At 49.8% G+C, this 24834-nt stretch carries 19 protein-coding genes; 16 read left to right on the plus strand and 3 right to left on the minus strand.

Going from position 1 to position 24834, the window contains the following annotated elements:
- Positions 1 to 6: 6 nt before the first annotated feature.
- The 11 genes from LKI20_RS04865 (at position 7) to gmk (ending at position 13309) form a co-directional block, all read left to right on the plus strand.
- Entirely contained in the window at positions 7 to 498 is a 492-nt protein-coding gene (locus LKI20_RS04865) for a MerR family transcriptional regulator (RefSeq protein ID WP_291770788.1), read from the plus strand.
- Between the two features lie 313 nt (positions 499 to 811).
- A complete protein-coding gene (gene rpsL, locus LKI20_RS04870; RefSeq protein ID WP_033496666.1) occupies positions 812 to 1183 on the plus strand; it encodes a 30S ribosomal protein S12 in 372 nt (123 codons plus the stop codon).
- Between the two features lie 3 nt (positions 1184 to 1186).
- On the plus strand, positions 1187 to 1657 hold the full coding sequence (gene rpsG / locus LKI20_RS04875) for a 30S ribosomal protein S7 (protein WP_033496665.1): 471 nt from the start codon (positions 1187 to 1189) through the stop codon (positions 1655 to 1657).
- Between the two features lie 28 nt (positions 1658 to 1685).
- Positions 1686 to 3812, plus strand: coding sequence for an elongation factor G (fusA, locus tag LKI20_RS04880; RefSeq protein WP_291770857.1), 2127 nt, complete (start codon positions 1686 to 1688; stop codon positions 3810 to 3812).
- 196 nt (positions 3813 to 4008) lie between these two features.
- Positions 4009 to 5208, plus strand: coding sequence for an elongation factor Tu (gene tuf, locus LKI20_RS04885; protein WP_291770873.1), 1200 nt, complete (start codon positions 4009 to 4011; stop codon positions 5206 to 5208).
- 518 nt (positions 5209 to 5726) lie between these two features.
- Positions 5727 to 6290, plus strand: coding sequence for an elongation factor P (gene efp, locus LKI20_RS04890; protein ID WP_291770884.1), 564 nt, complete (start codon positions 5727 to 5729; stop codon positions 6288 to 6290).
- A gap of 12 nt (positions 6291 to 6302) precedes the next feature.
- Entirely contained in the window at positions 6303 to 7055 is a 753-nt protein-coding gene (gene nusB, locus LKI20_RS04895) for a transcription antitermination factor NusB (protein WP_291770897.1), read from the plus strand.
- Between the two features lie 53 nt (positions 7056 to 7108).
- Positions 7109 to 8338 (plus strand): glutamine-hydrolyzing carbamoyl-phosphate synthase small subunit, encoded by a 1230-nt coding sequence (gene carA, locus LKI20_RS04900; protein ID WP_434734904.1) that lies wholly within the window; start codon positions 7109 to 7111, stop codon positions 8336 to 8338.
- Positions 8331 to 11711 (plus strand): carbamoyl-phosphate synthase large subunit, encoded by a 3381-nt coding sequence (carB, locus tag LKI20_RS04905; protein WP_291770942.1) that lies wholly within the window; start codon positions 8331 to 8333, stop codon positions 11709 to 11711. The genes carA and carB overlap by 8 nt, the downstream gene beginning before the upstream one ends.
- Positions 11711 to 12622 (plus strand): orotidine-5'-phosphate decarboxylase, encoded by a 912-nt coding sequence (pyrF, locus tag LKI20_RS04910; RefSeq protein ID WP_291770958.1) that lies wholly within the window; start codon positions 11711 to 11713, stop codon positions 12620 to 12622. Before carB ends, pyrF begins: the two co-directional genes overlap by 1 nt.
- An 87-nt stretch (positions 12623 to 12709) precedes the next feature.
- Entirely contained in the window at positions 12710 to 13309 is a 600-nt protein-coding gene (gene gmk, locus LKI20_RS04915; protein ID WP_291770971.1) for a guanylate kinase, read from the plus strand.
- Between the two features lie 137 nt (positions 13310 to 13446).
- On the opposite strand, the gene phoA is transcribed toward gmk, so the two are convergent.
- Both phoA and ilvD read right to left on the minus strand, forming a co-directional pair.
- Positions 13447 to 15489 (minus strand): alkaline phosphatase, encoded by a 2043-nt coding sequence (gene phoA / locus LKI20_RS04920; RefSeq protein ID WP_291770985.1) that lies wholly within the window; start codon positions 15487 to 15489, stop codon positions 13447 to 13449.
- Positions 15490 to 15775: 286 nt separating this feature from the next.
- Positions 15776 to 17635, minus strand: a complete 1860-nt coding sequence (gene ilvD / locus LKI20_RS04925) for a dihydroxy-acid dehydratase (RefSeq protein ID WP_291773362.1) — start codon at positions 17633 to 17635, stop codon at positions 15776 to 15778.
- A 158-nt stretch (positions 17636 to 17793) separates the two neighbouring features.
- Here ilvD and rpoZ point away from each other — a divergent pair, with 158 nt between their 5' ends.
- The 5 genes from rpoZ (at position 17794) to fmt (ending at position 24043) form a co-directional block, all read left to right on the plus strand.
- On the plus strand, positions 17794 to 18078 hold the full coding sequence (gene rpoZ / locus LKI20_RS04930) for a DNA-directed RNA polymerase subunit omega (RefSeq protein ID WP_291771017.1): 285 nt from the start codon (positions 17794 to 17796) through the stop codon (positions 18076 to 18078).
- Positions 18079 to 18321: 243 nt separating this feature from the next.
- Positions 18322 to 19536, plus strand: coding sequence for a methionine adenosyltransferase (gene metK / locus LKI20_RS04935; protein ID WP_291771023.1), 1215 nt, complete (start codon positions 18322 to 18324; stop codon positions 19534 to 19536).
- A 191-nt stretch (positions 19537 to 19727) separates the two neighbouring features.
- Positions 19728 to 21998, plus strand: a complete 2271-nt coding sequence (locus LKI20_RS04940; RefSeq protein WP_291773365.1) for a primosomal protein N' — start codon at positions 19728 to 19730, stop codon at positions 21996 to 21998.
- A gap of 257 nt (positions 21999 to 22255) precedes the next feature.
- Positions 22256 to 22960, plus strand: a complete 705-nt coding sequence (locus LKI20_RS04945; RefSeq protein WP_291771025.1) for an HAD family hydrolase — start codon at positions 22256 to 22258, stop codon at positions 22958 to 22960.
- Positions 22961 to 23068: 108 nt separating this feature from the next.
- Positions 23069 to 24043 (plus strand): methionyl-tRNA formyltransferase, encoded by a 975-nt coding sequence (fmt, locus tag LKI20_RS04950; protein ID WP_291771028.1) that lies wholly within the window; start codon positions 23069 to 23071, stop codon positions 24041 to 24043.
- A gap of 95 nt (positions 24044 to 24138) precedes the next feature.
- Here fmt and serB read toward each other — a convergent pair whose 3' ends face one another.
- Positions 24139 to 24831, minus strand: a complete 693-nt coding sequence (gene serB, locus LKI20_RS04955; RefSeq protein WP_291771032.1) for a phosphoserine phosphatase SerB — start codon at positions 24829 to 24831, stop codon at positions 24139 to 24141.
- Positions 24832 to 24834: the final 3 nt, after the last annotated feature.

Raw genomic sequence — 24834 nt, forward strand, 5'->3', positions numbered from 1 at the left:
GTATTCATGGCGACTGAGGCACTCGTAAGGCGATTGATGGATTGCGCCGAAGGAAATCCGGACTCATCCACTGTGGAGGTGCTTCGTGAGTTGATGAATGATTCGACCATCGAATCATCCGCATCACCGTTGAGCATAGCGCAGGCGGCAAAGCTACTGAACACATCCGTGTACACATTGCGCTACTACGAGCAGCAAAGTCTGGTGCATCCAGACCGCAATGCCAGCGGATACCGTGAATATTCAGCCTTCGCATTGCGTAGGCTGGTGTTTATCTCGCGCATGCGGGTCTCTGGGATGACTATGGGCGATTTGAAGCGTTATATAGCACTGGTCGAGCAGGGCGATGCCACGATTGAGCAGCGCCGGCAGCTCATGATTGAACAACGAAGCCGCATTCAGCGCCAAATCAACGAACTGTCTTTGGCGCTCGAGGTCACCGACTACAAAATAGAGACCTATCATGCAGTGTTGGGCAGTCAGCAAGCCAACAAATAAGATAACTGCGATAAAAGTGGAGTTATTTGAGGAAAAAATCGCAAAATAACTCCACTTTTATTGCAGTTATCTCCGGCTGTGTCCTTGTGATATAGTTATAGACTGTGTGTGCCGCTGAGCGCCTTATGTAATAGGTGCTAAGTAGCGGGATATCCCTTGATTCGATGAATGCAGGCAGTAATGTCATGCAGAAGAAGCGAGGGCCATCGGGCCGGTGGACTGTGGCTGACTCTCCGTTTACGGTTGCGTCAAGGCTGCAATGCGGCGGCTCCACGTAGACCGAATATTAATCATCTGAATCGGAGAGAATCAGTTGCCTACGATTGAACAGCTCGTCCGCAAGGGACGTTCCGCCAAGCCTCGCAAGTCGAAGACTTTGGCGCTTAAGGGAAGCCCGCTGCGCCGCGGCGTGTGCACCCGTGTTTACACCACAACCCCGAAGAAGCCGAACTCGGCATTGCGTAAGGTCGCCCGTGTGCGCCTGAGCTCCGGTGTTGAAGTTACCGCCTACATCCCCGGCGAAGGACACAACCTGCAGGAGCACTCCATCGTGCTTGTGCGCGGTGGCCGTGTCAAGGATCTTCCTGGTGTTCGTTACCACATCGTTCGTGGTGCACTGGATACCCAGGGAGTTAAGGATCGCAAACAGGGACGTTCCCTGTACGGAGCAAAGAAGGCGAAGTAAGACATGTCACGCAAAGGACCCGCTAAGAAGCACCAGCTCCTGCCCGATCCAATCTACGGTTCGACGGTAGTGGCGCAGCTCATCAACAAGATTCTGCTCGACGGCAAGAAGTCAATCGCAGAGGACATCGTGTACACCGCGCTGGATCAGGTCAAAGAAAAGACCGAACAAGAGCCAGTAGCAGTACTTAAGCGTGCTCTGGACAACATTCGTCCAAGCCTCGAGGTTCGTTCACGCCGCGTTGGCGGAGCGACCTACCAGGTGCCGGTCGAGGTTAAGCCAGTTCGTGCCAACACTCTTTCACTTCGCTGGCTGACTGATTTCAGCCGTGCACGCCGTGAGAAGACCATGGCCGAGCGTCTCGCCAACGAGATCCTCGATGCATCCAACGGTTTGGGTGCGTCAGTGAAACGTCGTGAGGATACTCATAAGATGGCAGAGGCCAACAAGGCCTTCGCACATTACCGCTGGTAATTGCAGAGATTAAGAGCTAAGGACAACCATGGCACAAGACGTGCTCACTGACCTCACGAAGGTCCGTAACATCGGCATCATGGCCCACATTGATGCCGGCAAAACAACAACGACCGAGCGAATCCTGTATTACACCGGCGTCAACTATAAAATCGGTGAGGTGCATGACGGCGCCGCAACGATGGATTGGATGGCACAGGAGCAGGAGCGAGGTATCACTATTACCTCGGCTGCAACTACGTGCTTCTGGAATCGCCAGACTCACGACACCAAAGATAAGTACCAGATCAACATCATTGATACCCCAGGGCACGTCGATTTCACCGCTGAGGTGGAGCGTTCTCTGCGTGTACTCGACGGTGCTGTTGCCGTATTCGACGGCAAGGAGGGCGTTGAGCCCCAGTCCGAGACGGTGTGGCGTCAGGCTGATAAGTATGGCGTTCCGCGTATCTGCTTCATTAACAAGATGGACAAGCTGGGCGCAAACTTCTACTACTCGGTAGACACCATCAAGGAGAAGCTTGGAGCCAAGCCAATCGTGATGCAGCTGCCTATCGGTGCTGAGAACGACTTCCATGGTGTCGTCGATTTGGTTCGTATGGTTGCTTACTACTGGGAAGACGAAGCTGATCTCGGTGCTAAATACCAGACCATTGAGATCCCTGAGGATCTCAAGGAAAAGGCTGAGCAGTATCGTTCTGAATTGTTAGACGCAGTCGCAGAATCCGATGATGCACTTCTCGAGAAGTATCTCGGTGGCGAGGAAATCACCGAGGACGAAATCCGCGGTGCAATCCGTAAGCTCACTGTTACCAAGGAAGCATATCCGGTATTCTGCGGATCGGCATTCAAAGATAAGGGTGTTCAGCCAATGCTGGATGCTGTTGTTGATTATTTGCCGTCTCCTGAGGATGTTCCTGCAATCGATGGGTACAAGCCCGGTGATGAGAGCGTGGAAATTGAGCGTCATCCTGATGCTGACGAACCATTCTCAGCTCTAGCATTCAAGATTGCTACCCACCCCTTCTATGGCAAGCTCATCTACGTGCGTGTCTACTCTGGTCAGGTCAAGCAGGGCGACAACGTCCTCGACTCAACTAAGGGCAAGAAGGAGCGCATCGGTAAGCTTTTCCAGATGCATTCCAACAAGGAAAACCCTGTAGAAGCAGCCATCGCAGGCAATATTTATGCTTTCGTTGGTCTCAAGAACGTCACTACAGGCGATACCCTGTGCGATGAAAAAGAGCCTGTAGTTCTGGAATCCATGAGCTTCCCCGATCCTGTGATTGAGGTTGCAGTGGAGCCTAAGACCAAGGCCGATCAGGAGAAGATGGGTATTGCTCTGCAGAAACTTTCTGAAGAGGATCCAACCTTCCAGGTCAAGACGGATGAAGAATCCGGACAGACCCTGATCTCCGGTATGGGTGAGCTTCAGCTCGACATCTTGGTAGACCGTATGCGTCGTGAGTTCAACGTTGAATGCAACGTTGGCAAGCCGCAGGTAGCATACCGCGAAACCATTCGCAAGGCTGTAATGAACCAGGAGTACACACACAAGAAGCAGACCGGTGGTTCAGGCCAGTTTGCAAAGGTGCTGATGAACTTCGAGCCTCTTGAAACCACGGAGGGTGAAACCTACGAGTTCGAGAACAAGGTCACTGGCGGACACATCACCAAGGAATTTATTCCTTCCATTGATTCTGGTGTGCAGGAAGCTATGGAGTCCGGTATTCTTGCAGGATTCCCTGTAGTCGGCGTTAAAGCCACCGTTACTGATGGTCAGACTCACGATGTCGATTCTTCCGAAATGGCCTTCAAGATCGCAGGTTCCATGTGCTTCAAGGAAGCTGCTCACAAGGCTCGTCCTGTGATTCTTGAACCTATTATGGCGGTTGAAGTACGTACCCCAGAAGAGTACATGGGCGAAGTGATGGGCGACCTGAATTCACGTCGTGGCAGCATTCAGTCCATGACCGACGCTACTGGTGTCAAGGTTATTGACGCCAAGGTGCCGCTTTCTGAAATGTTTGGTTACATTGGCGATCTGCGTTCCAAGACGCAGGGACGTGCAATGTTTACCATGCAGATGGACTCGTATGCAGAGGTGCCAAAGGCGGTCTCCGAGGAGATCATCAAGGCCCAGCGCGGCGAGTAATAACTCGGGGTACTAAACCCCAAGTTCGCGACTCGCAAATTTGCCCTCTGTCTCCTGTCAGCAGTAGAATTTTTGACTGCTGACTGGGCGGAGGGCAACGAGTGGCGAACAACCCAAATACCCAGTAATATGTAGCGAGTGCCTTGTGCGATGGTTTCGCACAGACAAACTACGAGATGTCCAGGAGGACAAACACATGGCAAAGGAAAAGTACGAACGTACTAAGCCGCACGTTAACATCGGTACCATTGGCCACGTCGATCACGGTAAGACGACCCTGACGGCTGCCATCTCCAAGGTTCTGCACCAGCAGTATCCAGATCTGAACCCTGAGTACGACTTCGACCAGATCGATTCGGCTCCAGAGGAGAAAGAGCGCGGTATTACCATCAACATCGCGCACATTGAGTACCAGACCGAAAAGCGTCATTACGCTCACGTCGATGCTCCTGGCCACGCTGATTACGTCAAGAACATGATCACCGGTGCTGCTCAGATGGACGGCGCAATCCTCGTGGTTGCCGCAACTGATGGCCCAATGGCTCAGACCCGCGAGCACGTATTGCTTGCCAAGCAGGTTGGCGTCCCGAAGATTCTTGTTGCACTCAACAAGTGCGATATGGTCGACGACGAAGAGCTCATTGAGCTCGTCGAAGAAGAGGTTCGCGACCTTCTGGACGAGAACGGTTTCGACCGCGACTGCCCAGTCATCCGTACTTCTGCTTACGGTGCACTGCATGATGATGCTCCTGATCACGATAAGTGGGTCAAGACCGTTCAAGACCTCATGGAGGCCGTTGACGATTACATTCCAACTCCTGTTCACGATCTGGACAAGCCATTCTTGATGCCTATCGAAGATGTATTCACCATCTCCGGTCGTGGCACCGTGGTGACCGGTCGTGTGGAGCGCGGTAAGCTCGCAGTGAACACCAACGTTGAAATCGTTGGTCTCCGCGATACTCAGACCACCACTTGCACCTCAATCGAGACCTTCCACAAGCAGATGGATGAAGCCGAAGCTGGCGACAACACCGGTCTGTTGCTCCGCGGTATCAACCGCGAGCAGGTCGAGCGTGGCCAGGTTGTGGCAGCTCCTAAGTCCGTTACCCCTCACAAGAAGTTCGAGGGAGAGGTCTACGTGCTGACCAAGGATGAGGGTGGCCGTCATTCGCCATTCTTCTCCAACTACCGTCCACAGTTCTACTTCCGCACCACCGATGTGACTGGCGTCATTGCACTGCCAGAAGGCATCGAAATGGTTCAGCCTGGCGACCACGCCACCTTCACCGTTGAGCTGATTCAGCCTATCGCTATGGAGGAAGGTCTGACCTTCGCCGTGCGTGAGGGTGGACACACCGTCGGCTCAGGCCGTGTCACCAAGGTTCTCGAGTAGTCTTTACTGCTCTTAAATCTATAGAGGGATCTGCTTCGGCAGGTCCCTCTTTTGTATATTCATATATCTCATTCTGATTACGTAGCGCTGACCATACTTGAGAAGTGCCGCGCTACGTTTGCAAGAAAGATTAATCGCATTGGAGTAAGTAGCGCATTACACATGCGTTGCATGCCGTTTGTGTAGGGATTTTTACGATACTCGGGATCTGTGTGAAACCTAGTTACCGTCGTTCCACCATTCTGAGGCGTTCATTGTTGATTTGTCTGCTGCCATCCCTACACAAACGAATCCGAATCTCATATTGATCGATGTAGCGCCAAAATACAGTGTAAACATGCAGATTTCTGCTACCTTGTAGGCAAGGTCACGTAGGTAGATCGAGCTTCTACAGTTTTTACCCCGAGTAATCATTGATATTTCAAGTGGTGCGAAGAAGTCGGTGTTTATACGATGTGGCATAATAGACAAGGCATTTTTACAGCAGTCCGTAGAGGACTCGGAATAGGTGAGTGAACGTGGCGCAAACTACTAATGAAATTAAGAATGGTTCAGTCCTCAACCTTGAAGGCAAACTGTGGACGGTTATTAAGTTCCAGCATGTTAAGCCTGGCAAAGGCCCTGCCTTCGTGCGTACCACGATGAAGGATGTACTGAGCGGCAAGATTGTTGATAAGACTTTCAATGCTGGTATGAAGGTCGAGTTTGAGACAGTAGACAATCGCACGATGCAATACTCATACCGTGATGACGGCAGCTTCGTGTTTATGGATATGACCAATTTTGAGCAGGTGAATATCCCTGAGAACTTGATTGGCGACCAGGAGAGATTCCTGCTCGAAGGTACTGATTGCATTATCAGCTTCCATGACGGCAATCCGTTGTCTGTTGAGTTACCTGCATCGGTGACTTTGGTGGTGTCTCACACTGAGCCTGGGCTACAAGGTAATAGGTCAAATGCAGGAACCAAGCCAGCTACGGTTGAAACTGGTGCAGAAATTCAGGTCCCATTGTTCATCAACGAGGGAGAACACATCAAGGTTGATACCCGTGATGGTTCATATCTCGGTAGAGAGAACTGAGGACACAGCTTCATGGCACGTTCAACCGCTCGTAAACGGGCGCTGAATACCTTGTACGAGGCAGACGAGAAGGGACAGGAAATCCTGTCCCTTCTTGCTGAACGCATCGATCATCCTGGTGCTCAAACACCATTACCGGAATATGCGATTGAGATTATCCAAGGTGTGCAAGAGCATCAAAGGACTATCGACTTTGCCTTGAATGAATACTCTCCTTCCTGGAAAGTCAGACGAATGGCTGTAGTCGATCGCAATATTTTGCGGATTGCAGTATGGGAAATGCGTTACAACGATGAGGTTCCTGAGAAGGTTGCTATAGACGAGGCGATATCGCTGTCGAAGACGCTCTCAGATGCAGAGTCACCAAGTTTTATTCATGGCTTACTTAGCGCGGTAAATGACCATCGTGATGAGATTGCAGAGGTAGTAGCACCAGTTCAAGAAGAACCAGATGTCAGCGTCGAAGATAGTGATGCAGCGTCGAGTATTGGTTCTGAGTCTGGTGATGTGGCATCGAGTGACGATGACGTGGACTTGCAACCGCAAGATATTGCAACCCCAAGTCAGGCAGATGTTTCAGAAGGCGATAACGCTAGTGCGCAACGTGATGAACTTAACAGTGAGACAGACGCAGAGCTGAAATCTGAACGAGTTACAGTGCACGATGAGGATAGTCAAGAAGAGTCTGATAAGGCAGAAAACCTAGAAACAACAAGCGATTCTGTCCAAGACATAACTGTGGAAAGTGAACATTCACAAGGATAGCTTATCCAAGGAGCTCGGTATCCTTGATACGAATATCCGCTGCAAGAGGGGGTTTGGTGAAGTTGAACGATTCCGAAACCATTGCAGTCGAGAGTTTTTCCCAACAAGATGCTGTGCTCGTCCTCGAGGACGGACAAGTGTATGTGGGCAAGCCTTTCGGCGCGATAGGCGAGACGAGCGGTGAAATCGTCTTCGCAACAGGAATGACCGGTTACCAAGAAACACTGACCGATCCGAGCTACGACCGACAAATCGTGGTGCAAACTTTCCCACACATCGGTAATACCGGTGTTAATGGGGAAGATACGGAATCGTCCAAAATCTGGGTTTCAGGCTATGTGGTCCGTGATCCAAGCCCTAATGTGAGCAATTGGAGAGCACAGGGCAGTCTTGACGAAGACTTGGTAGGGCAAGGAATCGTCGGCATCTGTGACATCGATACCCGAAAGCTGGTTCGTCACCTGCGCTCAGGTGGCGTTATGCGAGCTGGAATTTTTTCTGGGGAAGCACTCAATAATGCTCAAGGCGTTTTGAGCAGCACTGATGAGCTTATTGCTAGGGTGAAGGCCACTCCTCAGATGCAAGGGTCACATTTAACTGGTGAGGTCAGCACGAATAGCACCTACACCGTTGAACCATCTGGTGAATTTGCTGGCAAAGAACCATTATTCACCGTTGCGGCCGTAGATCTCGGCATCAAAAGTATGACACCTCACCGTTTAGCAGAGCGCGGTTGCCGCGTACATGTGATGCCCCTGAGCAGCACCATAGAAGATATAGAGGCTCTGCAGCCTGATGGTGTCTTCTTCTCTAATGGTCCAGGAGACCCCGGAACTGCAGATGATGAGGTTGCCTTATTGCGTGCCATCCTCGATCATCAATACTCATTCTTTGGCATTTGCTTAGGTAACCAGCTCCTCGGTAGAGCTCTTGGATTTGGCACTTACAAGCTTAAGTTCGGACACCGTGGCATAAATCAGCCGGTAAAGGATCTGACCACAGGCAAAGTGGAAGTCACTGCGCATAACCACGGCTTCGCTGTGGACGCCCCAATTGGGGAAACTCTGGAATCTCCATACGATAACGGGCGCTACGGCAGGGTTCGGGTTTCGCACGTAGATCTTAACGATGATGTTGTTGAGGGCCTACAGTGCCTTGATATTCCAGCATTTTCCGTGCAATATCACCCTGAGGCTGCGGCAGGACCGCACGACGCCTCATACTTGTTTGATCGTTTCGTTGAATTGATGGGTAATGCCAAGGAGGGGAAGTCGAATGCCTAAGCGTACCGACATTCATTCGGTTATGGTCATCGGGTCTGGTCCGATTGTTATCGGGCAGGCCGCCGAATTCGATTATTCGGGAACGCAGGCTTGCCGAGTGCTCCATGAAGAAGGCATTCGTGTGATTCTGGTGAACTCGAATCCAGCAACCATCATGACTGACCCTGAAATGGCTGATGCCACATATATTGAGCCCATTGCGACTCCAGTACTTGAGCGCATCATTGCCAAGGAACGCCCAGATGCCTTACTGCCCACACTAGGAGGGCAAACTGCACTGAACGCAGCTATGGCACTTGGCGCAGCGGGAGTGCTTGAACGCTATAACGTTGAGTTGATTGGTGCCTCACTTGAGGCAATCGATCGTGGTGAGGATCGTGACCTCTTCAAAAAGGTTGTTGAAAAGGCTGGCGCTGAATCTGCCGCATCAATGATTGCTCATACGATGGAGGAAGTTGATGCTGCCGTAGCAGTGCTGGGATACCCTCTCGTTGTACGGCCAAGTTTCACCATGGGTGGCCTCGGTTCTGGCATTGCACACAACGAAGAGGAGCTCCACCGCATCGCTGGTGCAGGTATCCACTATTCTCCAACTAATGAAGTCCTTCTTGAAGAAGGCATCGAAGGCTGGAAAGAATACGAACTAGAGCTGATGCGCGATAAGAACGACAATGTCGTAGTCGTCTGCCCAATTGAAAATGTTGATCCTGTTGGTGTACATACCGGCGATTCCATCACGGTTGCGCCCGTTTTTACACTCACTGACCGTGAATATCAACGTATGCGCGATATCGGTATCAAGATTATTCGCGGCGTAGGCGTAGATACTGGCGGTTGCAACATTCAGTTTGCGGTTAATCCCGACACTGGAAGAATCATTGTCATCGAGATGAATCCGCGCGTTTCTCGTTCCTCTGCGCTCGCTTCAAAAGCAACAGGTTTCCCGATTGCTAAGATTGCCACCAAACTTGCTTTAGGATATACACTCGACGAAATTCGTAACGATATCACGCAATCCACTCCTGCAAGCTTTGAGCCAACTATTGATTATGTGGTTACCAAGATTCCACGTTTTGCGTTTGAGAAATTCCCTGGTGCAGACCCCACACTCACTACGTCCATGAAGTCTGTGGGCGAAGCAATGGCTCTTGCGGGTAATTTCCAGGAATCCTTGGGCAAAGCTCTTCGTTCTATCGACAAGCGCCATATGAACTTCACTTGGGAGGGCGAGCGTCCACAGCGTGATGAGGTTGAGCAGCTGTTGATTGATATGCATACGCCTACTGAACATCGCTATCTGCAAGTACAGCGTGCGATGTGGGGTGGAGCAAGTATCGAAGAGATTTTTGCTGCTACAAAAATTGATCGTTGGTTCCTGCGCCAGATTGAAATGATGGATCAAACTGCCCAAGAGGTACGGGACGCTGAAACACTGGGTGCCAGGCTATTACGCAAAGCCAAGAAGTCGGGGCTCAGCGATGTTCAGATTGCGCAGCTCCGTCGACTCGGCGATGGTGGAGAAAACACTGTTAGAGAACTGCGTTGGAATTATGGTATTCGTCCGGTCTATAAGACTGTCGATACTTGCGCCGCTGAATTCGATGCAGTGACGCCTTACTACTACTCATGTTATGCGGATGAATCAGAATTGCGTCCTCGTGAACGTGAGGCGGTAATCATTCTCGGTTCAGGTCCTAACCGCATTGGGCAGGGTATCGAATTCGATTACACCTGTGTGCACGCAGTTCAGGAATTAGGCAAAGATTATGACACCATCATGATCAATTGCAATCCTGAAACTGTGTCCACTGACTATGACATGTCTGACCGTCTGTATTTTGAACCCTTGACCTTCGAAGACGTACTTGAAGTTTTTGAGGCTGAGAAAAAGATGGGTCCTGTTAAGGGTGTTATTGTGCAACTCGGTGGGCAGACACCGCTGTCGTTGGCAGCACGTCTTAAGGCTGCTGGTGTGCCCATTCTTGGCACCTCTCCAGAGGCTATCGATTTGGCTGAGAACCGTGAGCTCTTTGGCGAAGTTCTGGCCAAAGAACATATGAATGCTCCACGCTATGGCACTGCCTTATCGCTAGACGAGGCTATGGATTCGGCACACCGCATCGGATACCCTGTGCTGGTGAGGCCTTCATATGTGCTCGGTGGTCGTGGCATGGAAATTGTTTATGATGATGCTCAACTGACTACTTACGTCAATCGTGCCTTAGATGAAGCGAAGGCAGACACCATCGTCTCTGGCCGTCTCGCATCGCCATTGCTGATTGATAAATTCCTTCAGGATGCCGTAGAAATTGATGTTGACGCTCTCTTTGACGGTGAAGAGCTGTACATCGGTGGCATTATGGAGCACGTTGAAGAAGCAGGCGTGCACTCTGGCGACGCGGCATGTACCTTGCCTCCTTGTACCTTGTCGGAAGACCAGATTCGGCGTTTGCGAGAAGGGACTCTCTCAATTGCTCGTGGTTGTGATGTACGTGGTCTGGTCAATGTCCAGTATGCATTTATGGCCAATACTTTGTATGTGATTGAGGCAAATCCTAGAGCTTCTAGAACTGTGCCTTTTGCATCAAAAGCTACTGGAACGGCATTAGCAAAGGCTGCTGCGCGCATTATGGCGGGTGAGAGCATTGCTGATCAGCGCAGAAACGGTTTGTTGCTTCCCTCTGGTGACGGCGGGGATATCCGTCTGGGTCAGCCGGTCGCAGTGAAGGAGTCTGTGCTGCCATTCAAGCGTTTCAGAACTCCTGTGGGACGTACGGTTGATATTCTTCTTGGGCCAGAAATGCGCTCAACTGGTGAGGTCATGGGCTTCGACCGTGACTTCCCACATGCGTTTGCGAAGAGCCAGCTTGCAGCCTATGACGGTGGCTTGCCCACAGATGGGAATGTATTCCTTTCAGTCAATGACACCGACAAGCGTCAACTCCCTCTTATGGCTTCCAAACTGCAGGAGTTAGGTTTCAAGCTGTGGGCAACCGAGGGCACTGCTTCTGTGCTGCGCCGTTACGGTATCGAGGCTCAGGTTGTTGAGAAGATCACTACTCGTGTTGATTCGAGCGTCGTCCCTCTGGGAACTGATGAGCAGCGGCACGAGCAGGGCAAGAACGTGGTACAGCTGATAGAGGAGGGTGTCATCGATATGGTGCTCAACACTCCAAATTCTCGCGGTTCACGCTCTGATGGCTATTCCATTCGAGCTGCGGCAATAGCAGCTGATTTGCCTCAATTCACCACGATTACTGAGTTCTCAGCCGTGCTGATGGCTATTGAGGCTGTACGTAATGATGATTATCAGATTATGAGCATTCAGGAACATGCTGAACAGCTCTATGCCATGGAAGGCAGCGTGAACTGATGACCGACCGACGCGCAGAGGAAATTCGAGCCCAACGTTCCGATTTTGGGTTGCGTTTGAGCAAATCAATGGCTCATTTTGGCCCTCTGTGCGTCGGTATTGATCCCCACCGCAAACTCCTGACTGACTGGGGTTATCAGGTTGATGCGGAGGGTGCTGAATTATTTTCTATGCGTATGTTGCAGGCGGCATACGGCAGAGCAGCAGCTGTGAAATTTCAGACCAGTATGTTTGAGCGTTATGGGGCTAAAGGATTTGCTGCTTTAGAGAGAGTGTTATTTGCTGCTAGACAGATGGGTATTATTACCATAGTTGATTGTCTGCGCGGAGGTCTGTCCACAACAGTTTCTGCAATTTCTGATGCGTATTTTAAACCAGGAGCTCCATTACTTGCCGACGCTATTACCTTGTTACCGTATTACGGTGCACGCTCTTTAAGCGGTTTGATTGATGAAGCGCTGAATTACGGTAGGGGAGTGTTTGTGGCTTCCTTGACTTCAAACCCTGAAGGTGCGAGCCTACAATCTGCGATTCGGCAAAAAGGTACGTACAAGGGCAAAACAGTTGCGTATGGCATTGCATCGACAGCACAAAAATTTAATGCGGACATGACAGGTTTGGGTTCAGTCGGTTTAATTATTGGCGCAACCATAAGTGATTGGATTACAGAAAGTGGTGTAGACCCATCAGCGTTCACTGGTCCAATTCTTTCTCCAGGTTACGGTTGGCAAGGTGCCGAAGCCAAAGATATTAAAACCGTTTTTGCCGGAACTCATGGTAATGTGCTGGTCACTGTGTCTCGTTCGATAGCTGTGAAAGGTCCTGTAATCAAAGACTTGGCAAAAGCTACCGATGATATCGCCAAAGATATCAAAAAGGCATTAACCCAGGTAAATAATCCCACACAATGAATGATGCGCTGTAGAGGTATACCGTCAACATTATTCTTTGGTCAGATGTGGTTTTGTATATGTATGTGACAAGAAGAGGAGCAGGCAGTGAGCCAGGCAAGTGATAGTCCCCTAGGAAAACACCGTTTGGTGGTACTCACCGGGCCAACTGCTGTCGGTAAAGGCACTGTAGAGGCTCAACTTCGAGCTGCACATCCTGAAGTCTGGGTGTCTGTTTCAGCAACAACTCGAGCACCACGCCCAGGAGAGGTTCACGGTATAACCTACTGGTTTGTTGATGAGGAGGAATTCGCTGCAATGGAGCGCAGAGGAGAATTCCTAGAAACTGCTCTCGTGCATAATATGGCACACTATGGGACTCCTCTGAAACCAGTGTTAGAGCATATGGATGCAGGGATTCCAACCATATTAGAAATTGATTTGCAGGGAGCTCGTCGCGTCAAAGAGAGAGCAGTCGAGCTTGGGATCGATGTGGTCTATGTGTTTCTGGCACCCCCAAGTTTTGAGGATCTGATTCATCGCTTGGAGTCGCGTGGAACAGAAAATGATGAGCAGCGTAAGAAAAGATTGGAAACTGCCAAGGTGGAGTTGGCCAGTGAAGGGGAATACGACGTAGTCATTACCAATGATACGGTTGAGCATGCTGCTGAAGAGCTCTGGAAGGTTATCAGCAAAGAGTATGCCTAATACTTCACAAACGTCATAGATACTCTAATCTAGCTGTATTCAGCTTAATGAACTATGCTTTGGCCCCGATCTGCATTGAGCGCAGATCGGGGCCAAAGTGGTGCTACGCAGCAGCACCTATCTCTTAGCGCAATACATTACTTCGAGAACGTTCCTTTACGCCATGCAAGTATCAAACCACCGGTGCTACCGACTGCGAGCATCAGTAATAGTACTGCGACAATCGTGCTGCCAGTGCGCCCCAGCTGTTTGGTACCTAGAGTGCTGACATCACTAATCACCTTGTTGCCGGCAGTATTCTTGCCTTGCGGCTGAGCAGTATCTGATGGGGTTACCGGTATATACCCTGATGCCAATTTGGCAGGTCCTTGCAGTGAGATGGTTTTCTCAACGCCAGACTGCAAGCCCTTTACCGTGAGAGTATACGATTCACCCTCATTGAGGTATGTGCTCAAGTCTATTGGTGTAGCAGCAGTAGTGTTGAGACGCAATCCAGACACTGAACTGTCTGACACCGATTGTGCAACGGTAGTACCAGCAGAATTTTTCAATGAGTAGGACACTGAAGCATCACCGTTGAAAGCAGTGATCTGCGCATTAACGGCATCGCCATCTTTGGATACGGTCACATTCGCGTTATTAGATAAGGCAGCGATTTCTTGACTGCTGCTCGCTAGCCCCAAAGTTTTAGCGATAGTGAAAAAATTGTCTGTTTGATCTGTGAGACCAGAAACACGCTGAGCTCCAGGACCTGATGCAGCAATGCGCAGTTGCGTTCCGGTGTGCGACATACTGCCACCGTTGTAACCACCGTTCTCGTTCTTGGCATCTGCGGTTGCTGTGCCATAAGCTACAACGATTTTTGAGCCGTCAACAGGGGATTTGAGCACGGTGCTCAAGGCATATGCAGGTTGTGATTCAACGATTTGGCTAGTGTGCGCGTGATCTGCAGTGACAATGATTAATGTGTTGCTTAGGTCAACTTTTTTCAGTGCGGTGGCAATGGCCTGATCGAGATCGTCGGTTTCTCCAATTTGACCACACGCGTTGGCATTGTGATCTTGTTTATCTATGGAGGCACCCTCAACTTGTAAGAAGTATCCGTTGCTTGAACCATTCTGGTTCTTTGAGAGGAGAGAAATAGCAGAGTCAGTCATATCTGAAAGGGAGGCACCGGATGTGCCAAGCCATTCTGGATTAGTGGTGCACTGTGTTGGGGACCCATCCTTGGATGAATTTTGGGCTGTAGCTTCGGACGGTAGATACTGTGTGGGCATGTTCCCACTTGAGAATAGACCGATCAACGGCTTATCTTGATTGGCCTCGGTGACCGAAGCGAGCTGTGTTGGATCAGTAATGTAGTTGTAACCGCGTTCGGTAGCCTGTTGTTCAAGTGTCTTGCCTTGATAACTTCCTGCTTGCGCAGTCTGCTTGAAGTATTTGTTGCCTCCGCCAAGTGTGACATCTGCTCTGGTCTGAAGCAGTTGTTCGGATATTGAGCCGATACCACCATTCTGCAGGAGTTGGGATGCCTCGCAATTCTTTGCTGAATTGTCCGAGCTGCCATCCGTTTTACCTTGCGGTCCATAGCATGAGCGCAAGGTTGAGTGTGAAGCAAGCACTGCCGGTGTAGCATCCTGAATTTCAGCTGTAGTTACATTACCTGTTGCTTTGCCGGCCGCCTTGGCTAATTCAAGAAGATTGATTTGTGGGTTGCCATTGGCATCGACATCGATGGCATTGTTGTAAGTTTTTGTCCCTGTTGCCCAGCCCGAACCGGATGCAGCGGAATCCGTGACCGGCGTGATGCTTGCTTTTCCTTTATCAGCGATGCCATCGCCAACAGAGTACGTGGTGTATTGGCCTGTTCCAGCTTCTGTATCGTTGAGCTGACCTGGTTGCCCGATGGCATCAAGTCCTTCAAACTTCCCCGCAGCTCCGTGTAAATAATCACGAGCGACGGTAATTTCTGAATCTCCCATGCCGTCACCGATGAAGAGAATCACATTTTTTGCTTGTCCGTTACCGATTGTGGCAATGCGCTGGGCTGCTCCGTGCTCAGTGGGCGCGGAAGTGACATTCGCTGCCATTGCAGTGCCAAAGCCGCCTACGGACAGGGTAATGCTCGCTGTTAACGCTGCAAGGATGACCTTGCGAGCATGGTGAGTTTTTCGTGTCATCGGATTATTCCCCTTGGTCTTCTTCACATGTTGCTCGAATATCAATTCGTCGCTATAGGTGCTCCCAAGAATGAGTGCTCCTATGGTGAAGATATGAAAACGATCTAAATCCTGAAAGTCTTAAGGGTAAACGCTGTATAAACAGTGCCAGTTGAGCGCGTAAATAAGAGAATAATGAGATTCATTGCCAATGAGTGCATACAAAAAACTGCTCCAAAAGAACAGCTCTCGTTGCAGAATCGAAAAGTTGCTGTGCTTTTGAAGCAGTTATTGTAATCGCTTGGTTTTAGGCGAGACCTGAAAGACTTTCAATGAGTTCAGGATCTCGCGTGGCACCTTTATCCGCAGAACGAGCGAAAGCAGCATACGCTTTCAGCGCTAGTGATACTTGGCGATTACGGTGTGCCACATAACCATCACCAGCTTCGAGATCGGCACGGCGTTGCGCTAGTTCTTCATCGCTGAGTTCCACGTTGATGGCACGATGAGGAATATCGATGTTGATGATGTCGCCATTCTTAACCAGCGCAATTGGCCCTTTGCTGGCAGCTTCAGGAGCCACATGCCCAATGGACAGACCTGAGGATCCACCTGAATATCGACCATCAGTTATCAACGCCACATCCTTGCCAATACCTTTGCCTTTGACGAAGGACGTTGGATATAGCATTTCCTGCATGCCTGGTCCACCTTTTGGACCTTCGTAACGGATGATGAGCGCCTGACCTGGTTGAAGAGTGTTGTCGAGAATAACTTTGACAGCTTCTTCCTGCGATTCCACAACAAGTGCTGGCCCACGGAATTCCCATATCTCTTTTGGCACGCCTGCGGTTTTAACTACGCAGCCGTCAGGAGCGAGATTGCCGCGGAGAATTGCTAGTCCACCCTCAGTAACCGCAGGGTGTGCAAGGTCGTGGATTGCACCGTTTTCGCGGTCAGTATCGAGGCTGTCGAACTCAACAGACTGATTCCAAGGCTCAGGGGAAATGATGTGGCCAGGGGCCGCATGATAGAGCTTCTTCGCCTCATCAATGCATGTAGGACGCATAATATCCCACTCATCAAGTTTGGCTTCAAGACTTGGATAATCAACTGAGTGGGTATCACGGTGAAGAACGTTCCCACGATCAAGTTCGCCAAGAATGCCGCTGATGCCTCCCGCGCGATGTACATCAGAGATTTCCCATTCACCAGAAGGTGAGGCCTTACATATGCAGGGAACGGTATGTGAGATGCGCTCGATGTCGTTGAGCGTGAAGTCTACATCTGCAGACTGTGCAGCGGCGAGAATATGCAGCACTGTATTGGTAGAACCACCCATGGCCACATCCATGGTCATCGCATTTTCGAATGCATGTTTGGTAGCTATAGCGCGAGGAAGCACTGATGCATCATCCTCGTGATAGTAGCGGTTGGCCAGATCTACAATTACACGTCCAGCTTTTTCAAACAGAGCACGACGTGCAGTATGAGAAGCAAGCGTGGTGCCATTGCCTGGAAGAGCCAATCCTAATGCTTCGGCGAGGCAGTTCATGGAGTTTGCAGTGAACATACCTGCGCAAGAGCCGCAGGTAGGGCATACGCTTTGTTCTAGAGCGAGCACATCATCGTCATTCATCGAATCGTCGGCAGATGCGTACATCACATCGATCAGATCAGTATTCTCTTTGACGGAACCATCTGGCATTACTGTGGTTCCAGCTTCCATAGGACCGCCAGAAACGAAGATGGTTGGAATATTGATTCGTAGAGCAGCCAGAAGCATGCCAGGCGTGATCTTATCGCAGTTTGAGATGCAAATCAGAGCATCAGCACAATGAGCATTTGTTGAGTATTCGACGGCGTCAGCAATAATATCTCGACTAGGGAGAGAATACAGCATGCCAGTATGGCCCATAGCTATACCATCATCAACTGCTATGGTGTTGAACTCTCGAGGAATGCCGCCAGCTTCTTTGACAGCCTGAGAAACCAGTCGGCCAACCTTGTTCAGGTGTACGTGTCCTGGAACAAATTCTGAAAATGAATTGGCAATAGCTACGATGGGCTTGCCAAAGTCTTTCTCATCAACGCCTGCCGCCCTATAAAGGGCGCGGGCTCCTGCGAACATTCGTCCATTCATTATTTTGGCTGATCTCATTTGCATATCTTCATTCAAGTGGGCATCGGCGACACTATGCTGCTGAGGGCCGAATACTGGACGAAAAGAAGCCATAACAGCGTTATTACTATATTCACAAAATCTCAGCTACGCGGTATAATCGCGGGGATTGAACGAACAGCAGACATTGTATTGGAGAATATATGGCATTCGGTACCGAGCCAACAGCTCAGGGATTTGTAGATCCGTCGATAGACGACCTTATGAGACATGCTGATTCCAAGTATGCACTCGCTATTTTTGCTGCAAAGCGTGCTCGCCAGATTAACTCCTACTTCACTCAGCTTAATGAAGGCCTATTGCAAAACGTAGGACCATTGGTGGAGTATCAGAATCAGGAGAAGCCGCTGTCTATCGCATTCAGGGAAATTAACGAAGGTCTTCTCGAGGAGACTCTCGCTGAGGACGATTTAAGCGAAGGAAACTAAGCATCTGTTCCGCGCAGGTAATTTGGCGCGGGGTATATCAACTGTATTCACTACTGTTCATCAAGGCAGTGGTGGTTACATCGTATGTATTACACGGTGTTTATTGCATTGTGTGATACATACCATGTAATGGATTATTAAGAATCCGTGATTCGGCGTAGGAGTCAACATAAGGTCCCCACCGCTTTCGCGGATACGGCGCACATGGTGCGCCAAAATCATATTTGGGGGGGTAAGAGGGACATGCCAGAACGTCGTCTCATTTCAGCAGAATCCGTAACAGAAGGTCATCCAGATAAAGTTTGTGACCAGATATCGGATGCAATTCTGGACGATATGCTTGCACAGGATCCGCACTCCCACGTTGCTGTAGAAACTTCAGCGACAACAGGTCAGTTCTTCGTTTTCGGAGAGGTGAGTTCGCAGGGGTACACGGATATTCAGCATAAAGTTCGTTCAGTTTTGCGCAAGATTGGCTATACCAGCTCAGAAATTGGTCTCGATGCGGACTCCTGTGGCGTGCTCGTTGCTTTGGGGGAACAGAGTGCAGAGATTCGTCAAGGTGTCGACCGGCTCTCTCAAGAGCAGGAGTCTGCTGCGACTAGAGAAGAACGTTACGAATCGCAAGGAGCAGGCGATCAGGGTGTGATGTTTGGTTATGCGTGCGATGAGACTGATGTGCTGATGCCACTGCCTATTTATCTTGCGCATAAACTGGCATTTCGTCTGGCGCAGGTACGCAAAGAAGGTATTGTCAACCATTTGCGTCCTGACGGTAAAACTCAGGTCACCATTGAATATGATGAGGACAATCGACCGCTTAAAGTCAATACGGTATTGATTTCCACACAGCATGATCCTGAAGTTGACCGCGACTGGTTAGCGAAGGAACTTCAGCACAATGTCATAGAGCCTGTGCTTGATGAGGTGTGTGGTGACAAAGTAGAGCATGAGCAATACCGTCTTTTAGTTAATCCAACTGGTTCGTTCATTCTTGGGGGGCCGGCAGCAGACGCAGGCTTGACCGGCAGAAAAATTATTGTTGATACCTACGGTGGGGCAGCACATCACGGTGGCGGTGCGTTCTCAGGCAAAGATCCAAGCAAAGTTGATCGTTCTGCTGCGTATGCTGCGCGTTGGGTTGCTAAGAACATTGTCGCAGCTGGTCTTGCTCGCCGTGTGGAAGTGCAGATTGCATACGCCATTGGCGTAGCTGATCCAGTGAGCATCAACGTTGAAACGTATGGCACTGAGCAGGGTGTGAGTTTCGAAGGCATTCAGCAGGCTGTGCGTAAGGTATTCGATTTACGCCCCGCTGCGATTATTGACGAGCTAGATTTGCTCAGACCAATTTATTCAAAGACCGCAGCATATGGACATTTCGGTCGCACTGATCCTGATTTCACATGGGAACACACTGATAAAGTGGATGAGCTGAAGGCTGCCGTATCTGAGTAGGACAATCTGTAATAGCAGTACTGTCCTTACCTCATTGGTAAGTTAGCGCATGATTTTTCGGCACCGTGTCCATCAGGGCACGGTGTTCTTGTTCATGGGCACGTGTTTGCAAGGCCAGACTTGCATGACAAGGACATTCATAAGCCAGCGCGTTGTGTGAGCTGGGTCGACAAGCTTGAGGGTGAGGCATGATGGTTGAGTCAGACGCACAACAGCCTGCGCTCGATGGTTTGGCACCTCCGAAACGACGTAAACGTGCTGCTGTGCAGCGTATCGCTGCAGTGAACAATCCGATAGCTCAGGTGGTGCTCGATGTACAAGCCACTCATCTTGGTAGGTCTTTTGATTATCTAGTACAGAGTCGCGATGATGAGACCGCAATTCCAGGAGTTCTTGTTAGAGTACGTTTTGGTGGCCGCTTAGTTAATGGTGTGGTGTGGAAACGTACAGCGATAAGTGAAACTGCTGCTTCGTCATTGAAGTTCATTGAACGAGTATTGGCACCAGAAGTGTTGGTGCCTCAAGAATTACGCGATGATATCACTGATATCGCTGAGGCTTATGGGGGAACTCGAGCAAACATTCTGCGATTAGCTGTGCCTCCTCGAGTTGCTCGTATTGATGCTGAACAGCGTTTCGGATCATGTGCTGGTTTTGGTAAGACTCGCTATCGTTTGAGCCAAGAGACACTTGCTTGGCATGAGCAAGAATCAGAGCACTTTAGCGCATCCTACGAAGCAGCTCAATCATTAAAACAAGGTATTGCAGGAAATGCTTTTGCTGCTTTTATTCTTGACACTCTACCTGGTGCTTTGCGTTGGGCCAGCGATGCTGCATGGATGATGATAGAGGCATTGACCAGCGGAAAATCCGTAGTGCTGGTACTCCCAGATACTCGTTCTCTCGCAGAGATGGACATTGTCTTAGAAACTATCGGTATGCGACGTTTTGCGCCTGGCAAGGTGGAACACGGTGGATGGACAGGTGACTATGTTTGTTTGGGGAGTTCGATGTCGCCCGCCGAACGATACCGGTCTTATGGCGCCTTAGCAAGTGGACAATTACGCTGTGTTATTGGCACTCGCGCAGCGATGTATGCCCCAGTTCAGGGTCCTGCGTTATTTGCCATTGTTGACGACGGTGTATATCAGAATGCAGACGGGCATATGCCGTATGCCAATGCCAGGGGAGTACAACGACTCAGGGCAAAAAATCATCATGGTGTGTTTGCAGTAATCTCCTTTGCGAGAAGTGTCGCAAGTCAGTGGGAGTGTTCAGTCTCGAGAAGCGATACATCTCTGGTTACTGGGCCTAGCGAGGCACTTCGCGGTTTACCCAGTGTGGTGAAAGATAGTATGCCGTGGATTCGCTGGCTGAACAGGGAAGAGCTATCACGACTGGCGGATCCTACCATCGGCGCTCGTGTACCACACACTGCCGTAACTGTGTTGACAAAAGCATTGCAGTCGGGACCGGTGCTGCTGTCTGTTCCGTATGATGGTGTTCGTCAAGTATTAAGTTGTGCACACTGCCATCGCAGAGCGCAATGCAAACGTTGCACTGGTCCGCTAGAACCTAAAGCTTCGGGAGCTCCACAGTGTATGTGGTGCGGTGCTATTGCAGTTGACTGGCATTGTACATACTGCTCATCCGAACGATTGCAACTGGTGCGTGTAGGAGCTGCAGGAACAGCAGCAGAATTGAGACAGCTCTTTCGACATGTGCCACAAGTGATTTCTACACCACACCAGCCCCGAGGCATTGTTGAAGAGATCACCAACAAACCTCAAATTGTCATTGCTACACCGGGAGCTGAGCCTCATGTGAGGTCGGTAGTGAGCGTTTCATCAGATGGTGTCCCAGTATGCGATGCCCCCGTACACAGTGGATACCAAGCCGTAGCCATACTTGATGCTTGGACTGGTTTGTATGCACCAGGTGTTGATGCTCGCGTTGACACGCTCGATACTTGGATGCGCATCGTGTCACAGTGCCAGCCTCGTTCCAAGGCAGGTCAAGCGTTGCTAATAGGCGAAGCAGACCCTATTTGTGCTCAATCGTTGCTGACATGGAACTCAACAGTGTTGGCTTCCAGAGAATTGCAAGATCGGGCTGAAACCGGTATGCCTCCGATTTATGCTACAGCGTGTATTTGGGGAGGTAGAGATGCTGTGATGCACACTCTTGCCCAAATCGGTGCTATAGGAGGAGATTTTTCCACAATTGGTGAGGGTGACAGTGCTTTACCAGGATTCCTTGGTCCAGTGCCGATACCTCAACCAAGAACTATTAGTGCGCGTCAATTTGAAGGTTCTGATGATCGAGTTCGCGTGTTAGTGAGAGTTTCTCCTGAGCAGCATGATGAGTTGGCATTACGTTTACGAACTGTTGTAGGCCGTCACGTAGCTTCAAGGGATAGACAAGAGCTGAGATTTCAAATTGATCCTAAGAACCTGCTCTAAACCTTCTACTATTGCTTTGTCATAGAACAGCACGGTTAGAACAGTACGGTTGGATCAGCACAGTTGGAACAGCACTGTTGGGTAGGCACGGTGTAGCAGGGCATTGCCTCAAAAAACTATGCTTGCGCTAAAGACAAGGTTCAATGGCATCATAGAGTGAGCATGGCGCACATCCTGTAGCTTCCGGCGAACGGTGTGCACACAAGACAGTACCGATAGATAGAACGTTTGTTACTCAGAGCGATAGGAGAAATATAATGAAGGGTTGGCCCAACGAGCCTGATATGGACAATGATGTCATTATCGCGCAAAAGCAAGCAGCGAATGCAATTGGCAATCCCATCAGCGATGTGATATTCGATTTCGGCAATGTGCTGGTCTATTGGGACCCTGCAGCGGCGATGATGAGTAGATATTCTCAAGAGAGCATCGATCAATTGCTTGATAACGATATTTCAGGTTTTTATGATGCGAATGATCGCATGGACGCTGGTGGCAGCTGCGAGGAAACCATTGAGTGGCTTCGTGAGAATAAAGGAGATCATTGGGCTGAGGTGTTTCAATTTTATTGCGATAATTTCGTGGATTCACTTACCGGAGTGGTACCAGGCGCCCGCAAGCTTATAGAAGATCTCAAAGCCGTTGGCATCCATGTGTGGGGATTGTCTAACTGGTCGGCCGAGTTATTCCCTATTGCCTGGGAACGATACGAAATACTGCATTCTTTAGAAGGCAAGGTTGTCTCGGGAGAGATTGACATTCGAAAACCATCAGTAAAGATTTACGAGTACTTGTTACAGCGTTTCGGTATTGAAGCGCATAAGGCCATATTCATAGATGATAAAGCCATGAATATCGTGGGAGCCAATGAGGCTGGTATTAGGGGAATACGTTTTACTGACCCATACAAACTTCGTGCATTGCTTATCGAATCAGGAATTGACATTCCAGCGGTGCAGTAAATGCGAGTATTACTGTGAAATCCGCGATTTGCATTGTGTTAGGGTCGGTAAAATAATCAACCCAAAGTGTTGAATACCATTGCGTTATGGGGAGTCAGAGAGAACGTCATGAAAGTATTATTTGCTGGAACACCCACTGTTGCTGTACCTGCTTTACAAGCTTTGGCGGCTGACGGCGAGCATTTTGAAGTTGTAGCTGTCCTTACACGTCCAGACGCACCTCAGGGACGAGGAAGACATCTTGCAGCTAGTCCAGTGAAGGTTGCAGCGCAAGAGCTCGGAATCCCAGTCATCGAATCTGACCCAAGGGATTCGGATTTCATCGAGCAACTTACAAGCACCGGCGCGCAATTAGCAGCTGTTGTTGCTTACGGCAAGATACTGCGGCAACCTGTTCTCGATGCTCTAGAGCTTGGATGGTATAACCTGCATTTTTCCTTACTGCCACAATGGAGAGGTGCAGCACCAGTTCAGCGAGCCATATGGTCGGGGGAGTCATTGAGCGGTGCGACGGTATTTCGTATTACCGCTGGCATGGATACAGGCCCTATTATTGCGCAATCCACAACCACGATTGGTGCACACGAAACTTCGGGAGAACTTCTGGACCGTCTCGCAATAGATGGTGCACAATTGTTGATGATGGCTCTGCAAACGGTACAAGATGGAACAGCTATAGCGATTGAGCAGCCTCAAGGTGCATATGAACGTGCGGAAAAAATCACGGTTGATGATGCTCATATCAATCTCAATGCACCGGTATTTGCGGTTGACCGACAAGTACGAGCCTGCACTCCTGAACCTGGCGCTTGGTGTGTCATGACATCCCAACAGGATATGAAGAGCAATACTCAGGGCACCACTTTGCATGTTGTCGAAGGAAAAATTGCTGATCAAAGTGATCCACAAATACCGCAGTCTCTGCTCCCCGGCCATCTAGCCTTTTCCAAAAAACATGTTTGGTTAGGCACGTTGACTGGACCTTATGAGTTAATCATGGTGAAACCGCAGGGTAAACGTGCAATGAAGGCAGCTGATTGGGTGAGAGGAGCGCACCTTGACGCTGACGTGCGTTGCGTATGAAGTGCCAACGCCAGCGGCGAATAATGCATCCGTTCCGTCACACCCGAGCATCGTAAAAAGTACGTTACTGTGTTGAAGTGCTTGCTATCTGACCTTCAGTGGCGGTGTTGCTCCATCTCACGGTCATGAGCATCAATGATATTGATAACTTGCATTAAATCGCGTTGTGTAATCGAGTAATGAGCTGCTTGTTGCACAAGAGGTTTGGCACAGAAAGCTATACCGATTCCAGCTGTCTGAATCATAGGAATGTCATTGGCTCCATCACCGATGGCTACCGTTTGTGACATAGGTATGCCATCGTGCGCGGCCCAACGTTGTAGAGATTCTAATTTGGTACTTTTGGTTACTATTGGGCCAGTGGTGTTACCCGTTAAGATGTTGTTTTTGATTTCCAAGTGATTAGCAAGACTATGGTCTATGTGTGCTTGCTCTACAAGACGGTCTACAAGTTCGCTAAAGCCACCAGAGACGACAGCCACCTTCCACCCACGGTGATGTGCGGTGTTTATCATCTCCACAGCACCTTTGGTGAAATGAAGATTGTTGAAAACTGTGTCTAACACCTTGGTGGACATTCCTCGCAGTAATGCCACTCTCTTCGCTAAAGCAGCAGAGAAGTCAATTTCACCAAGCATGGCTTGTCTAGTGATATCAGCGATGCAGTCACCAGAACCGGCTGCTTCCCCGAGTAAATCAATAACTTCTTCATCAATCAAAGTGGAATCAACGTCCATAACTATTAGGCGTGTGGACTCGTGCGGAGCTTGCAAAGTTTCATCGGACATGCT

The organism is Bifidobacterium sp. (genome assembly GCF_022647885.1).
In the GTDB taxonomy this organism is placed as follows: Bacteria; Actinomycetota; Actinomycetes; order Actinomycetales; family Bifidobacteriaceae; genus Bombiscardovia.